Origin of the sequence: Nocardia arthritidis, from assembly GCF_011801145.1 — a bacterium.
Taxonomy (GTDB): Bacteria; Actinomycetota; Actinomycetes; order Mycobacteriales; family Mycobacteriaceae; genus Nocardia; species Nocardia arthritidis_A.
Genome location: NZ_CP046172.1, coordinates 4,900,292 through 4,914,537, shown reverse-complemented (window position 1 = coordinate 4,914,537; position 14,246 = coordinate 4,900,292). Strand labels below are relative to the sequence as shown.

Here is a 14,246-nt window from a genome sequence, read left to right as displayed (position 1 = left end):
ACCTACGCGGCCTTGTATTTCCGCAGATACTCCCCGGTCAGCGAGGTCGGGTGGGTCAGCAACTCGGCAGGAGTCCCGGTGAACACCACCTCCCCGCCGTCCTTACCGCCGTCGGGCCCCAGATCGATCACCCAGTCGGCGTGACCCACCACATCCAGGTTGTGTTCGATCACCACCACCGTATTGCCGCGATCCACCAAACCGTCCAACAGGCCGAGCAGCGTATCCACATCCGACATGTGCAGGCCGGTGGTCGGCTCGTCCAACACATACACGCTGCCGACATTGCCCAGCTGGGTGGCCAATTTGATGCGTTGCCGCTCACCGCCGGACAGCGTGCTCATCGCCTGGCCGAGGCTCAGATATTCCAGACCCACCTCGTTCATCGTGCGCAACTTCGCATGAATCGCCTTCTCCGCGAAGAACTCCAGCGCCTGCTCCGCCGACATCGCCAGCACATCGGCGATCGAGGCGCCGCGCACCGTATGCGCGAGCACGTCATCGGAGAACCGGCGGCCGTCACAGGCGTCGCAGTGCGTGGTCACCGGATCCATGTAGGCGATCTCGGTGACGATCACCCCGCGCCCCTCACACTGCTTGCACGCGCCCGCCGAATTGAAGCTGAACAACGCGGCCGACTGCCCTGTGGTCTTGGCGAACAGCTTCCGGATCGGATCCAGCAACCCCAGATAGGTGGCCGGCGTCGACCGCGACGACGCACCGATCGCGGACTGGTCGACGAAGATCGCCTCCGGATACCGGCGCACGAACACATCCCGGATCAAACTGCTCTTCCCCGACCCCGCGACACCGGTCACCGCGGTCAGCACACCCGCCGGGATGCCGACCGTCACATCCTTCAGGTTGTGCACGTCCGCATGCTCGATCAGCAACTCGCCCCGCGGTTCCCGGAACCGCGTCTTCACCGCGAACGGCCGTCGCAGCCCCGCCCCGGTCGGGGTGTCGGCGGCCCGCAGCTCCGCGAACCCGCCCTGGAATACGATCCGCCCGCCGTGCACGCCCGCGCGCGGCCCGACATCGACGATATGGTCGGCGATCCGGATGACATCGGGATCGTGCTCCACCACCAGCACCGTATTTCCCTTGTCCCGCAACGCCCGCAGCAGTGTGTTCAACCGGCCGACATCGCGCGGATGCAAGCCGACGCTGGGTTCGTCGAAGATGTAGGTCAACCCGATCAGCGTGCTGGACAGATGCTTCACCATCTTCAACCGCTGCCCCTCACCGCCGGACAGGGTGGAGGTCGGCCGGTCCAGGCTCAGATAGCCCAGCCCGATATCGGCGACCCGGCCCAGCGCGGCGGCGATCGCGTCGGCCAGCCCGCGTGCGGCCGGATCGGTGATCCCCGCCACCACCGTCATCAAGTCGGTGATCTGCATCCGCGACCAGTCGGCGATATTGCGGCCATCGATCCGGGTGGCCAGCGCCGCGGCGTTCAACCGGGCGCCCGCACAGGACGGGCAGACACCCTCGGTGAGGAACCGCTGCATCTGCTCGCGCGTCTTCTCGCTCAACGCCGAGGTGTCGCGTTGCAGCCGGGTGCGGGTGAATTTCGCCGCCACCCCTTCGTAATTCGCCTTCCAGGTGCCCTTGGCGAAGGTCAACTCCACCGTGCCGCCGCTGCCGTAGAGCAGATCGTGGAATTCCTCGGCGGTGTAGTCGGCCAGCTTCTTGTCCGGATCGAAACGCCCCGACTCGCCGTACAGCTTCCATTCGTTGCCGCCCGGGCCGTGGCCGGGCAGCAGGATCGCGCCCTCGTTGAGCGAGCGGCTGCGATCCACCAGCCGGTCCGGATCCACCCGCACCGTCACACCCAGCCCGTCGCACTCCGGGCACATGCCCTGCGGCACATTGAACGAATAGTGGTAGACGAAACCCGCCGACGGGCTGCCGAACCGGGCGAACATGGCCCGCACCATCGAATAGATATCGGTCATCGTGCCCACCGTCGAGCGCGGGCCGCCGCCCACCGGCTGCTGATCGATGATCACCGGCGCGGTCAGATTGTCGATCGCCTCCGCGTGCGGTCGCTCGTAGCGGGGCAGGAAATTCAGGATGAACGCCGGAAACGTCGCGTACAGCTGCCGCTGCGCCTCCACGGCGACGGTGTCGAACACGATCGAGGACTTCCCGGAGCCGGACACCCCGGTGAACACGGTGATCTTGTTCTTCGGGATATCGAGCGACACGTCACGCAGGTTGTGCTCGCTGGCCCCCAGCACGCGGATCACATCGGAGACTGTGGCATCGGTGAATGGCATGCCGACAACCATGCCATCCGACACCCGGAAAATGCGGGCGTAAATGTGACGCAAATCACATAACTGTCGGTTGTCTATCGTCCGCGCGCCTGCGCAACGACACGTTCAGCGCAGCAGCTCGAGCACCGGCGCGAACGCCTCCATCGCATCCTCGAGCACACTGAAATAGGTGAACCCGTAGCGGTCGGCGCGCTCCCGCACCCGCGCCGCCATCTCGCGCGGCGTGCCGAGCAGCAGCGTAGGCATCTCCTCCGGCGCCGCCACCAATTCGGTCTCGAAGATCCGGGCATACCGGTCCAGCAGCCCCGACCGTTCGCCCGGGCCCGCGACCCGCTGGATCATGCTGTTGAACTCCACCGTCGCCGCGCGCGCACCCAGCAGCCCGCGCACATAGGCGATGCGCGCATCCAGCTCCCCGGGCCCGGCCAACCGCAACCGGCCGCCGTCGCGCACCGCCGACGCGCCCGGCAGCGCGACGATATCGGCCTGTTCGGCGGCCAACCGCAGCAGCCGGTCGCCCCAGCCCGCGAGCAGAATCCGCGGCGGCGTGCCGGTGAACGCCGACCGTAGCCCGGTCACCACCTCGGCCAGGTGCGCCACCCGTTGCCCGCCGGACCGGAACGGGATACCCGCGGCCTCGAATTCGGCCCGCACATATCCCGCACCCAAACCCAGCTCCACCCGGCCGTCGGTGCACAGGTCCAGCGTCACCGCGTCGCGGGCCAGCAGCGCCGGGGTGTAGAAGGCGGCATTGAGCACGAAGGTGGTCAGCCGCACCCGCTCGGTCGCCTCCGCCGCCGCCAGCAACGCCGGGAACGGCGCGGGCCGCCGGGCGCCGAGATGATCGGCGACACCGATCACGTCGAACCCCAATTCCTCGGCCCGGCGGCACTTCTCCCGCCACCGCGACCGCGATTCGGAGACCACCATCGTCACGCCGAACCGGAAATCACGCGCTACCGTCACGTGTCCTCTATACCCCGGCCGACGTCACTGTGACGTCATCGCAGCAGTTCGATCACCGGCGCGAATCGTTCCATGCTGTCCTCGAGGACCGTGAGGTAGCTGAACCCGAACCGTTCCCGATGTCCACGCACCCGTTCCGCGATTTCGGCCGGGGAGCCGGTGAGGAAGATCGGTGACTCACCCGGATGCTCGACCAGTTCCGCGGGCAGCAGCGCGGCGTGCTGGCGCAGCAACTCCTGCTGTTCGTCCCGCGTCATCACCCGCTGCACAAGCACATTCAGCTCGACATCGCGTCCGCCGAGCAGCCCGCGCAGATATGCGATGCGTGCATCGAACTCCGTCGGGCCCGCGATGCGCAGGCCGTGGCCGTCCGCGGCGCTGGCCGCGCCGGTGAATCCGATGATGTCGGCGTGCTCGGCGGCCAGCCGCAGCAGCCGCTCACCCCAGCCCGCGATCAGCAGCGGCGGGCCGCCGGGCTGCACCGGATGCGGCTGGAAACCCTCGCCCGCGAACGACTTCCGCAGCGTCACCACCGTCTCGGCGAGTTGTTCGACCCGCCGCCGCCCCGATTCGAACGCGATACCCGCCGCGTCGAATTCGGCCTTCACATATCCGGCACCCAAACCCAGTTCGACCCGGCCGTCGGTGAACAGGTCCGCACCCGCCACGTCCCGCGCCAGCAGCACCGGATTGTAGAAAGGCACATTCAGCACGAACGTCGTCAAACGCACCCGCTCGGTCGCCTCCGCCGCCAGGATCATCGCCGGAAACGGCGGCGCCATCCCCAGATGATCGGCGACACCGATCACGTCGTAACCCAATTCCTCGGCCCTACGGCACTTTTCGATCCACCGGGCCCGCGAGTCGGGCACCGTCATATTCACGCCGAACCGGAACGACCGCACAGTCATGCCGCCGTTCTACCCCGAGCCACGCCATCCCGCCACGTCCCAGTGACGTCACCGTCCGGACAAGGCCGGAAACCCAATTCCTCGCGGTCGTACCGAAAGCCGCGCCGTGACGGCAAAACAGGCCGGGTGACCAACTGTGCAATAGAGTGGTCGCCGAGTGTTCGCTGCATGTCGCCCGATGTCGTTTCACCAGATACGAGAGGGTTAACCGATGGCCACACAGCTAGATCCCGCGGTGCAGGAGTTCGTCGAAGCGCTCAACCAGAACGATCCGGACCGCTTCTTCGCCACGCTCACCGACGACGCCACCATGTCCGACGACGGCGTCGAACGCAACCTCGCCCAATGGACCGATTCGGAGATCTTCGGCGCCAACGGCCGGATGAACGTCGAATCCGTCGGCCCCGGCGGCACCGAACTCGTCGCCGACTACACCAACTCACGCTGGGGTTCCATGCGCACCGCCTGGCGGTTCACCGTGCGCGACGGCAAGATCAGCCGATTCGAAACCGGCCAGGCCTGAACACATCCCACCCGCCGTCGCCCGGACTGATATCTTGCGCACGTGTTCGTCGCGCCCCGCTACGGCACCGGGTCACTCGCGGATCTGCTGCCGTCCCTGCTGGCCTGCCTCGGCGTGCCCGGTGAAACCGACCGGCTCGGTCTCGGACTGACCGCGCGCCGGATCTGCGTGCTGCTGGTGGACGGGCTCGGCGCCGACGCGCTGGCCGCGCATCCGGCCGCGGCGCCGTTCCTGTCCGGCCTCGCACCCGCCACCATGACCGCGGGCTTCCCCAGCACCACCGCGACCAGCCTGGCCTCGTTCGGCGTCGGCGTCCCGCCCGGCGCGCACGGCATCGTCGGCTACCTGTTCCGGGTGCCCGGCCACGACAAACCGCTCGCGCCGCTGGCCTGGCGGCTGCACGGCGACGGCACCGATCAGCGCGCCCGCCTGGTGCCCGAGCAGTTCCAGCCCACCCCAACGGTTTTCGAACGCGCCGCCGCCGACGGTGTCGCCGTCACCCAGGTCGCGCCGCGCGGGCAGGCCGACTCCGGGCTGACCAGAGCGGTGTTGCGCGGCTGCGTATTCCGCGCCAAGGTCTCCGACGGCGACCTGATCGCCCAGGTCGCCACCGCCATCCGCGACGGCGACCGGGCACTCGTCTACGCCTACCACCCCGACCTGGACACCACCGGGCATATGCGCGGACCCGATTCGCCGGCCTGGCGCCACGAACTCACCCACGTCGACCGGCTCGCCGCCGATATCGCCGAAAACCTGCCGCCCGACGCGATTCTCGTGGTCACCGCCGACCACGGCATGGTCGCGCTCACCGACCGCGTCGACTTCGACACCACCGTCGCCCTGCGCGACGGCGTCGCCCAACTCGGCGGCGAGGCCCGCGCCCGCCACGTCTACACCCGCGACGGCGCCGCCGCCGATGTCGCCGACACCTGGCGCGCCACCCTCGGCGCCGACTTCGAGGTGCTCACCCGCGACGCCGCCATCGCCCGCGGCTGGTTCGGCCCGGCCGTCGCCACCCACGTCGCCGACCGCATCGGCGATCTCGTCGTCGTCGCGCACGGCAGCCGCGGCGTCGTGCGCACCGGCGTCGAACCCCTGCAATCCGCCCTTGCCGCACACCACGGTTCGCTCACCGCCGCCGAGATGAACGTCCCGCTACGCACTTTCCGCGCCTGAGGCCCAGCCGAGCGGGGACAGCGCGGCCAGATCGGCATCGTGGTCGGCGAAATCGGCCAGCCCGGTGCGCACCGTGTTGTGGAACCAGGCGATCGATCCGTCGACCACCACCATGGTTTGGACGGCCGCCGTGATACCGGCGCGCGGCCCCCGCGGCACCGACAACTCGGAGACGCTGTTCACCACGACCACACCGTCGCCGAGATCCGCGACGCGTTCGACGCGGCCCGCCCACCGGCTGTCCCGATAAATGGTGTCGAACAACTTCTGATGTTCGCGCGCGATCACCGCCCGCCCCCGCTGCACCCGTCCGAGCACGTCGACAAACGTCGCGTCCTCGGTGAACAGGGCGGCGTAGGAGCTGGCGTCACCGCGTTCCCAACTCTGTCGCATCAGCGCCAGGATGTCATCGACGCTCATCACCGATCACCGTGCCCTCCCTGGTTTTTCGTGGATCACCCGACGCTTCGAGCATCGAATACGAACAGCGGTTGAGGTCCAGTGGATGTGATGTGAGTCATGCCATGCCAGATCCGGGTGGTGCGCCGTGTCTGGAGGGCACCCCGACAAACTGGCCGCCTTCGACATCCCCCGCACCCTCAGCCGCGAGGAAACACAGTTCCCGGCAAGCTGATCCGAACGGGCGCCCGGCGGCAGCGCGCCGGGGCGGCCGCCGCACCGGGCACTGGCATAGGCTGGGGCGACCCGTCCGACCGACCCCGAGGAACACACGAGGATGACGCGAGACTTCCCGCGCCCGCGACCCCGCGCCGCCGCAGGCGCGACCGTACTGCTCTGCGCCGCGATCGCGGCGGCGCTCACGGGGTGTTCCGAGGTCAAGACCGCGCTCAACCGCGGCGGCGACACCCCGTGCAGCGAATATGTCAAACAGGATCAGGACACCCAGCGCGTCACCATCACCAAATTCGTCAAACAGCAGACCAACGACGATCACGAACCCGCGGGCACCGTCGTCGATCTGACGATGGCCTCGGTCGGCGTGCTGTGCGGCGTACAGGCCAACGCCGACACCCCGATCAAGAACGCCGATGTGGCAGGGATTTTCATCAAGAAGTAAAACGGAACCCGTCCCGGTAAAACCCCCGCAGCGCCCCCCTGCATACGCCATCATGAGAGAGCGAAACTGAGCTCACAACGACGATGGGGTTTGCGAGGTGGCACCCGTGCGCACCCTCACCCGGCAGCGCGCCGAACTGGAGAAGGAATGGGAACGCTGGGCCGCGACACCGAATCTCGCCGCCCGGCCGCCGCGCACCTCCTCCCTGGTATTTCGGGTCACCGGCTTGTGCTCGGGACAGTTGGTAATCGAGGTTCATCCGGTTGTAGTGGTCGCGATCGGCGGCGGGCAGGCCGTCCAGGTTGCCGATGTTCTTGTCGTGCTGCCACAGCGCGTCCTTCTCCGCCGGGGTGAGCGTCTGCCAGAAGTCGTGCAGCTGCTTCGGATCCGTTGGCAGCAGCGTCTTTCCGTCGAGGATGGACTGCACGCGCGGACCGATCGGCGCTTTGTCCGGAGACTTCTCGTAGCCGCTCAGCAGCCGCATATCGCCTGCGATGGCCTGTGCCGCTTTCGTTTCGGCGTCCCCGAACTTGGTGAGCAGCGCTTTGATTCGCGACTGCATGCTCGCGGCCCGTCCGTCGATCGACTGTTGCAGCAGCCGCCAGGTGGCGCTGTCCGGGCCGCCCTGCGGCACTTTCGGCGCGGTGACATTACCGCTGTCGTCGACCGTCATCCCCGCCTGCTTGACCTCGCGGTCGACGATATCCAGCAGCGACGTGCGATGCGTCGACAGCTCCGTGCCGAAGGCATTGGTGTGATCGATCAGCGAGACCACGGTCTCGCTCAGGTGATTCGCCGAAAGTTTGTGCGCGAGCGCGCGTTCCGCCGCCGCGGCGGCTCCCTTGCCCTGCCAGCTGTCCATGGCGATGTCTACGTCGCCGGCCATCTGGTCCACTGCGACGGTGAACTCGTTGTTCTTCGTCGTCAGATCCTGTGCGAAGTCGAGCATCGACTGTGGATTGCAGCCGCGCACATGGCTGATCGTTGTCATTCACCTCACCCGCGATCGAAAACCGTTACCCAGCAGCGATACTCGCCATCGATGACGGTCAGACCCCAGCGCCGCTGGTGTAGCGGCGCAGCTGGTCGGTATTCGTCTTCTCCATGAACTCGTATGTTTTCAGGCCGTACTTGGCGGCCGTCGCCATCGCCTCGATGTTCTTGCCGATCAAGCCGTATGCCTTGTGCACCGCCCCGACGGCCTGATCACACGCCGACTGCACCGGCGAACCCGGCATGGTCACCTTGGCCGAAACGGTGATTCCGGCAATCTTCGTGGCATGCCCGGACAGTTCGTCCGTGAGACGGTACAAGGTCGCCAAGTCGAGTCCGACTATTTCGCCCACAACAGCCCCCGTTGATGATCAGGAATGTGGGCACAAAAGTAGCACCTCGAATGTCGTTGCAGCAGACTATGTTTCAGATATCGCCTAGCAGAAGTTAGCTATTGCCGAAGCCCGCCGACCGCTACGCCGGTGCGCCGAGTCCGCTCAACGCCCGCGGCAACGGGCCGGAATGCAGCACGCCGAGGCGCTGTGTCGCGCGGGTGAGGGCGACATACAGTTCGGCCGCGCCGCGCGGCCCGTCGGCGAGGATCCGTTCCGGCTCCACCACCAGCACGGCGTCGTATTCGAGACCCTTCGTCTGCGCCGCCGTCACCGCGCCCGGCACATCCGGCGGGCCGATCACCACGCTGGTTCCCTCGCGACCGGCCTCGGCGCGCACGAATTCCTCGATGGCAGCGGGTATTTCGTGCGCGGCGACCCGCCTCGACCACGGCGGCACACCGCAGGCGCGCACCGACTCCGGCGGCCGGATCGCGGGCGCGAATTCGGCGAGCACCGCGGCGGCGACGGCCATGATCTCCGCCGGAGTGCGGTAGTTCACCGACAGCGACCGGTACACCCAGCGGCCCGGCACATACGGCGCCAGCATCGCCTCCCACGAGGTCGCACCGGCGGCCGACCGGCGCTGGGCCAGATCGCCGACCACCGTGAAAGACCGGCTCGGGCAGCGGCGCATCAGCACCCGCCAATCCATTTCGGACAGTTCCTGCGCCTCGTCCACCACCACGTGCCGGTAGGTCCACTCCCGGTCCGCGGCGGCCCGCTCGGCCAGTTCCCGGGTGTCGCGCTCGAGGAAACGCTCCGCCAGATCCTCGGCGTACAGCAGGTCGTCGGCCATCAGATGGTCCTCGTCGTCCATCATGTCCTCGCGGCCGATCATCAGATCCAGCACGCCCGCCGCGTACTCGGCCGCCGCCCGGCGCTCCCGCTCCGCGGACTCGTCGGCCGGTTTGTCGCGGCCGAGCAGATCGACCAACTCGTCGAGCAGCGGCACATCCGACACCGTCCAGGCCGCGCCGTCGGTGCGGGCGAGCGCCATATCCGCACCCGCCGCCCGCAGCCGATCCGGCGACGCGTACAGCTCGGCCAGCAGTTTTTCCGGCGTCAAGATCGGCCACAGTTCGTCGAGCGCGGCGGCGAACGCGTCGTTCTCGGCGAGTTCGGCCAGCACGTCCACCCTCAGCGCCTCCCACGCCTCCCGGTCGTCCCTGGTCAGCCAGCCCCGGCCGATCCGGCCGACCGCCCGCTCGCCGAGCACATAGGTGATGATCTCGGTGAACACCGCCCGCGCCTCGTTGTGCGGCAAACCGCTCGCCCGGGCCTCTTCCCTGGCCCACTCCGCGGTCTCGGCGTCGATGCGCACCGTGACGTCGTCCAACTCGATCGGCAGCGGTTGCGCGGGTAGCCGCTGCCGATCGGCGATCGCCGCCGCCAGCACGTCCAGAATCCGCAGCGAACCCTTGATCCGCGCGGCCGCCGGCGCATCCTCGGCGGTGACCCGCAGGCCGGGCAGCAGATCGCCGGTGGTCATGAACACCACGTTGGTCTCCCCCAGCGACGGCAGCACCCGCGAAATATGGTTCAGGAACGCCGGATTCGGCCCGACAACCAGCACACCGCCGCGTTCCATCCGCTCGCGCCGCGTATAGAGCAGATAGGCGACGCGGTGCAGCGCGACCACGGTCTTACCCGTACCGGGACCGCCCTCGATCACCACCACACCCGGATGCTCCAGCCGGATGATCTCGTCCTGCTCGGCCTGGATCGTCGCGACGATATCGCGCATCCCGGCGCCCCGCGGCGCGTTCACCGCCGCGAGCAGCGCCGCATCTCCGCGCTCGCCGCCGCCGGGACGGCCGAGGACCTCATCGGTGAAATCGACCACCCGACGCCCCCGGGTGAGAAACTGCCGCCGCCTGCGCATGTTCTCCGGGGTCGCGGCGGTCGCCACATAGAACGGCCGCGCCGCGGGCGCCCGCCAATCGAGCAGCAGCGGTTCGAATTCATCGTCCTCGTCGAAAATGCCGATACGGCCGACATACAGATGGTCGCCCGAAAGCGTGTCCAACCGGCCGAAACACAGCCCGTTATCGGCCACGTCCAGCCGCTTGGCCTCCTTCGCCAGCGCGCGCACCTCGAAATCCCGTTCCATCGGCGTACCGCCCGTGCCCCGCAGCGCCGCGGCGTATCTGCCCCTCACCCGTGCGCGCTCGGTGTCGAGCCGCGTGTAGAGCCCGGCCACATAGTCGCGCTCGGACCGCAATTCGTCCTCGTACCGGTCAACCGACACGTACCCCTCCTTCTGTTGGCTCGACGATCCCGCCCCATCCGTCGACGACGGCACCCGCATACCCAACTCCCATGTCCGCTTCGGCTTCGGCCAGCGATTGTGCGGTACGACCCGGGTCTTGCGGCAAGCCCCCGGGTGCGGTATAGGTTTAAATAGAGAGAATTCGTGCGGGTGTTGTGCTGCGCGTCGATCGTCTTCTTATCCCCGATCACAGTGTGCCGCGCTCCCGGCCCCTTCGGCATCCGGCCATTGTGATTCACCGATGCGTGGCGGGGATCTTCTGCGATGATGTTCCGCCAGAACGCATCCTGGATCTCGCCGATACTCAACGCGAGCCGCCGGACCGAATACACCAGAACACATCCCGGATGTCTCGCCGATGTTCCACGCGCCCGGCGCGAGCCACCGGGACCGATCCATCCGAGTTCCGCAGCGTCCCAACGCTTTCGGGTTACCAACACACCGGTTCCGATGCGGCACAGGATAAGCGCGCCCACCGGCTTGACCATGACGCAGGGGCAATCCTCCACCATGGTCGATGTGACCACGAAAACCGATGGAACACCCGACGACAAGACGATGCGGCAGTTCACGATTCACCACGACGGCGTCACCATCCCGGTGACGCGCGGCGGCATCGGCAGACCGCTGGTGCTGTGCCCCGGACTGTTCACGACACAGGCCGATCTGGCCGAACTGATCGAACTGCTGCGGCGCGATTTCGAGGTCATCAGCTTCGACCTGCGCGGCCACGGCCGCAGCTCGGCCGGTGACCGGTACACCTTCGAGGCATTCCTCGGAGATCTCGGCGCGGTGCTGGCGCGGCTCAACCGCGACCTGCCCGCGCCGCCACTGCTCGCCGGCCACTCGCTGGGCGCCGACCTCATCGTGCACTACGCCGCCGAAAACCCCACCAGCGCAGCGGAACTCGTCCTCATCGATGGAGCGAATCCGGTGCCCGAACCATTCATCACCGCAACCGATCTGCCGGAATTCCGTGCGATGGCGCAGCAGCTGTGCCGCGCCGCCGAGCCCACCGCGGGCACACCGCATCAGGTGCTGCTCACCGCCGAACAGTTCGTGGACCTGAATCTGGAGATCGATGCGGTCCGTTCCACCATCCTCGACCGATACCGCCGGATCGACCGGCCGATCACCATGATCATGTCCGCCTCGATGGCCGGCGACAGCGACGACCGAGAAACGGTGTGGCGCAACCGGAACTGGCGGTCCGGCGTCGAACGAGTCGTCCGCGAGCGGCCGGATATCCGCACGTTCCGGCTCGACGCCGGGCACGGGCTGCCGGTCACCCACGCCACCAACATCGCCCGGATCATCCGGACCGCATCGTGACGACCGGTCCGAGGCTGACCATCGGCGAACTCGCCGCATACGCCGGGGTGACGGTGCGCGCGGTGCGGCACTACCACGCGAAAGGCCTACTGCCGGAACCGGAACGCGACCACTGCGGATATCGCAGATACGACGCGGCCGCCGTGCTCGAGCTGATCAAGATCCGGACCCTCGCCGCGGCCGGTGTCCCGCTGGCCCGGGTGCGGGAGCTGATACAGGCCGACCCTGACGAATTCGCCGCTGCCGCAGCCGATATCGACAAACGCCTGCGGATGGAGATCCGGCAGCGGCAGCGGCACCGCGAGCGGATCGCCCGCCTCGTCGCCGGAGACGGCCTGGCGCTGCCGCCGGAGGTGGTCGAATTCCTGGACCACCTCCGGGCGCTCGGCATCGACGAACGCATCGTCGGCATCGAACGCGACGGCTGGATCCCGCTGGCCGCGCACGCACCCGACCGAATCCCGGAATGGTTGGCGCGCAAGCGAGTACAGATCGCGGACCCGCGACTCGTCACCTTCTATCGCACCCTGGGCCGGGTGCTCGACGGAACCGTCGACGATGCGAGCCTGGTCGAGTTGGCCGACACGATGGCCGGCTACCTCACCCAGCTCGCCGACGAGCACGGCGACGACTACGTCGGCGACGCCGACCTAGAGCCGCTGTTCGCCGAACTGCTCGACACACAGGCCTTCGACGCCGCCCCTCCGGCCCGCAGGCTCATCGAACTGCTCCGGCAACGCGGCTGGACCGGCTGGACCAACATCGAACGCGTTCAGGCCGCGCCGAACCACTTCGACAGACGTTCGGACAGCTCCGGCTGATCGTCACCGACCCACGCGATATGACCGTCGGGTCGCAGCAGCGCCGCGGGCACATCCAGTTCCTCGGTGCTGTCGACGACGTGATCGACCCGGTCGGTCCAGCCCGCCACCGAGAGCAGGCCGGTCCGGTCGAGTAGCAGCCCGTGTCCGCCGCGCATCAGCTCGTAGAGGCGGCCCCGCTTCAACGCCACATCCCGCATATGCCTGCCGACCAGGTCGTGTTCGTCGCCGAGGTCGTAGCGCACCCCGATGGCGGTGATCTGCTCGGTCAATCGGCGGCTCACCTCCGGGATGTCCATCAGCTCCGACAGCAGCCTGCGCACCGCCCGCGCGCCCGGTTCGAGCGACATCAGCTCGATCTGCGCGCGGGTGTTGTCCAGCACGTCGGCGGCCACCGGATGGCGTTCGGTGTGATAGGTGTCCAGCAGCCCGGCGGGTGCCCGGCCACCGACCTCGGCGGCCAGCTTCCAGCCCAGGTTGAACGCGTCCTGGATCCCGAGGTTGAGCCCCTGCCCGCCCACCGGCGGGTGGATATGCGCCGCGTCACCGGCCAGCAGCACCCGTCCGACCCGGTAGCGTTCGGCCTGCCGGGTGGCATCGCCGAAGCGGGACAGCCAGCGCGGCGAGTGCGCGCCGAAGTCGGTGCCCGCGGTCGCCCGCAGCTGTTGTTTGAGTTCGTCCAAAGTCGGTGGGACCCTTGGATTCTCGGCCACCCCGGCGGCGGGCACGACCACGCGGTAGCCGCCGTCGGCCAGCGGACCCGCACCGAACCGCAGCTGAGTTTTGCGCACCTCGGTCATCACCGCGCGCACCGTTTCCGGTGGCGCGTCCAGCTCCACCTCGGCCAGCAGCGTCTCCACCCTGGTCGGCTCGCCGGGGAAACCGACGCCGAGCAGTTTGCGCACCGTACTGCGGCCGCCGTCGCAGCCGACGAGATAGCGCGAGCGCATCCGGGTGCCGTCGGCCAGTTCGGCGGTGACGCCGCCCTCGTCCTGGCTCAGCCCAACCAGTTCACGGCCGCGGCGGATCTCCACCCCGAGTTCGACGGCATGCTCGGTCAACAAGCGATCGGTGACCGGTTGCGGGATACCGAGCACATATGGATGCGCGGTATCCAACCCCTCCGGCGCGGGCTTGGCGATTCCGGCGAAGGAACTGCCGACCGGGTACCGCTGCCCGAGCGCGAGGAACCGATCCAGCAGACCGCGCTGGTCCAGGATCTCGATGCTGCGCGCGTGCAGGCCGAGCGCGCGGACAACCTTCGTCGGCTCCGCGTCCCGCTCCAGCACGAGCACATCGACGCCCTGTAACCGCAACTCACTGGCCAACATCACCCCGGTCGGTCCGGCACCGACGACGATCACATCAATCATCACAACCTCAACTTCCCGACCCGGCGGGACAACCCCGAGTTATGGTCTCGGCCAGCGATTCTGCGGCACCACCCCGGTCTTGCCGCAAGCCCCGGGGTCCGCTATAGATTGAAGGTGGAAGGCG

At 68.0% G+C, this 14,246-nt stretch carries 13 protein-coding genes; 5 read left to right on the top strand and 8 right to left on the bottom strand.

Features of this window, described 5'->3' with window-relative positions; all coding sequences use genetic code 11:
* Positions 1-2: 2 nt before the first annotated feature.
* The 3 genes from F5544_RS22250 to F5544_RS22240 form a co-directional block, all read right to left on the bottom strand.
* Positions 3-2,282 (bottom strand): ATP-binding cassette domain-containing protein, encoded by a 2,280-nt coding sequence (locus F5544_RS22250; protein WP_167474981.1) that lies wholly within the window; start codon positions 2,280-2,282, stop codon positions 3-5.
* Between the two features lie 105 nt (positions 2,283-2,387).
* Positions 2,388-3,248, bottom strand: a complete 861-nt coding sequence (locus F5544_RS22245) for a TIGR03621 family F420-dependent LLM class oxidoreductase (RefSeq protein WP_167474980.1) — start codon at positions 3,246-3,248, stop codon at positions 2,388-2,390.
* Positions 3,249-3,283: 35 nt separating this feature from the next.
* Positions 3,284-4,159, bottom strand: coding sequence for a TIGR03621 family F420-dependent LLM class oxidoreductase (locus F5544_RS22240; RefSeq protein ID WP_167474979.1), 876 nt, complete (start codon positions 4,157-4,159; stop codon positions 3,284-3,286).
* A 211-nt stretch (positions 4,160-4,370) separates the two neighbouring features.
* Here F5544_RS22240 and F5544_RS22235 point away from each other — a divergent pair, with 211 nt between their 5' ends.
* Together F5544_RS22235 and F5544_RS22230 are read left to right on the top strand one after the other, a co-directional pair.
* A complete protein-coding gene (locus tag F5544_RS22235; protein WP_167474978.1) occupies positions 4,371-4,682 on the top strand; it encodes a nuclear transport factor 2 family protein in 312 nt (103 codons plus the stop codon).
* Between the two features lie 42 nt (positions 4,683-4,724).
* Positions 4,725-5,861: an alkaline phosphatase family protein gene (locus tag F5544_RS22230; protein WP_174867388.1), complete on the top strand. Its 1,137-nt coding sequence runs from the start codon at positions 4,725-4,727 to the stop codon at positions 5,859-5,861.
* Here the strand turns inward: F5544_RS22230 and F5544_RS22225 are convergent.
* Positions 5,841-6,281: an SgcJ/EcaC family oxidoreductase gene (locus tag F5544_RS22225; protein ID WP_167474977.1), complete on the bottom strand. Its 441-nt coding sequence runs from the start codon at positions 6,279-6,281 to the stop codon at positions 5,841-5,843. The two genes, F5544_RS22230 and F5544_RS22225, sit on opposite strands and share 21 nt — an antisense overlap.
* Positions 6,282-6,597: 316 nt before the next feature.
* Here F5544_RS22225 and F5544_RS22220 point away from each other — a divergent pair, with 316 nt between their 5' ends.
* Positions 6,598-6,939: a hypothetical protein gene (locus F5544_RS22220; RefSeq protein WP_238847387.1), complete on the top strand. Its 342-nt coding sequence runs from the start codon at positions 6,598-6,600 to the stop codon at positions 6,937-6,939.
* Here the strand turns inward: F5544_RS22220 and F5544_RS22215 are convergent.
* The 3 genes from F5544_RS22215 to helR all read right to left on the bottom strand — a co-directional run bounded on the left by F5544_RS22215 (position 6,929) and on the right by helR (position 10,575).
* Positions 6,929-7,930, bottom strand: coding sequence for a hypothetical protein (locus F5544_RS22215; protein WP_167474976.1), 1,002 nt, complete (start codon positions 7,928-7,930; stop codon positions 6,929-6,931). The two genes, F5544_RS22220 and F5544_RS22215, sit on opposite strands and share 11 nt — an antisense overlap.
* A 58-nt stretch (positions 7,931-7,988) precedes the next feature.
* Positions 7,989-8,252, bottom strand: a complete 264-nt coding sequence (locus tag F5544_RS22210) for a hypothetical protein (protein WP_238847386.1) — start codon at positions 8,250-8,252, stop codon at positions 7,989-7,991.
* A gap of 154 nt (positions 8,253-8,406) precedes the next feature.
* Positions 8,407-10,575 carry an RNA polymerase recycling motor ATPase HelR gene (helR, locus tag F5544_RS22205; RefSeq protein WP_174867386.1) on the bottom strand — a complete coding sequence of 723 codons (2,169 nt, stop codon included), beginning with the start codon at positions 10,573-10,575 and terminating at the stop codon, positions 8,407-8,409.
* A 540-nt stretch (positions 10,576-11,115) separates the two neighbouring features.
* On the opposite strand from helR, the gene F5544_RS22200 reads away from it, so the two are divergent.
* Positions 11,116-11,928, top strand: a complete 813-nt coding sequence (locus F5544_RS22200; RefSeq protein ID WP_238847385.1) for an alpha/beta fold hydrolase — start codon at positions 11,116-11,118, stop codon at positions 11,926-11,928.
* Complete coding sequence (locus F5544_RS22195; protein WP_238847384.1) at positions 11,925-12,749, top strand: MerR family transcriptional regulator; 825 nt, start codon at positions 11,925-11,927, stop codon at positions 12,747-12,749. The genes F5544_RS22200 and F5544_RS22195 overlap by 4 nt, the downstream gene beginning before the upstream one ends.
* Here F5544_RS22195 and rox read toward each other — a convergent pair.
* Positions 12,701-14,122 (bottom strand): rifampin monooxygenase, encoded by a 1,422-nt coding sequence (rox, locus tag F5544_RS22190; RefSeq protein ID WP_167474974.1) that lies wholly within the window; start codon positions 14,120-14,122, stop codon positions 12,701-12,703. The two genes, F5544_RS22195 and rox, sit on opposite strands and share 49 nt — an antisense overlap.
* Between the last annotated feature and the right edge of the window lie 124 nt (positions 14,123-14,246).

Excerpts from the sequence above, each read along its gene's own strand:
- F5544_RS22215 (WP_167474976.1), bottom strand. The coding sequence starts at position 7,930 with ATGACAACGATCAGCCATGTGCGCGGCTGCAATCCACAGTCGATGCTC.
- F5544_RS22235 (WP_167474978.1), top strand. The coding sequence starts at position 4,371 with ATGGCCACACAGCTAGATCCCGCGGTGCAGGAGTTCGTCGAAGCGCTC.
- F5544_RS22225 (WP_167474977.1), bottom strand. The coding sequence starts at position 6,281 with ATGAGCGTCGATGACATCCTGGCGCTGATGCGACAGAGTTGGGAACGC.
- F5544_RS22220 (WP_238847387.1), top strand. The coding sequence starts at position 6,598 with ATGACGCGAGACTTCCCGCGCCCGCGACCCCGCGCCGCCGCAGGCGCG.
- F5544_RS22250 (WP_167474981.1), bottom strand. The coding sequence starts at position 2,282 with ATGCCATTCACCGATGCCACAGTCTCCGATGTGATCCGCGTGCTGGGG.
- F5544_RS22240 (WP_167474979.1), bottom strand. The coding sequence starts at position 4,159 with ATGACTGTGCGGTCGTTCCGGTTCGGCGTGAATATGACGGTGCCCGAC.
- rox (WP_167474974.1), bottom strand. The coding sequence starts at position 14,122 with ATGATTGATGTGATCGTCGTCGGTGCCGGACCGACCGGGGTGATGTTG.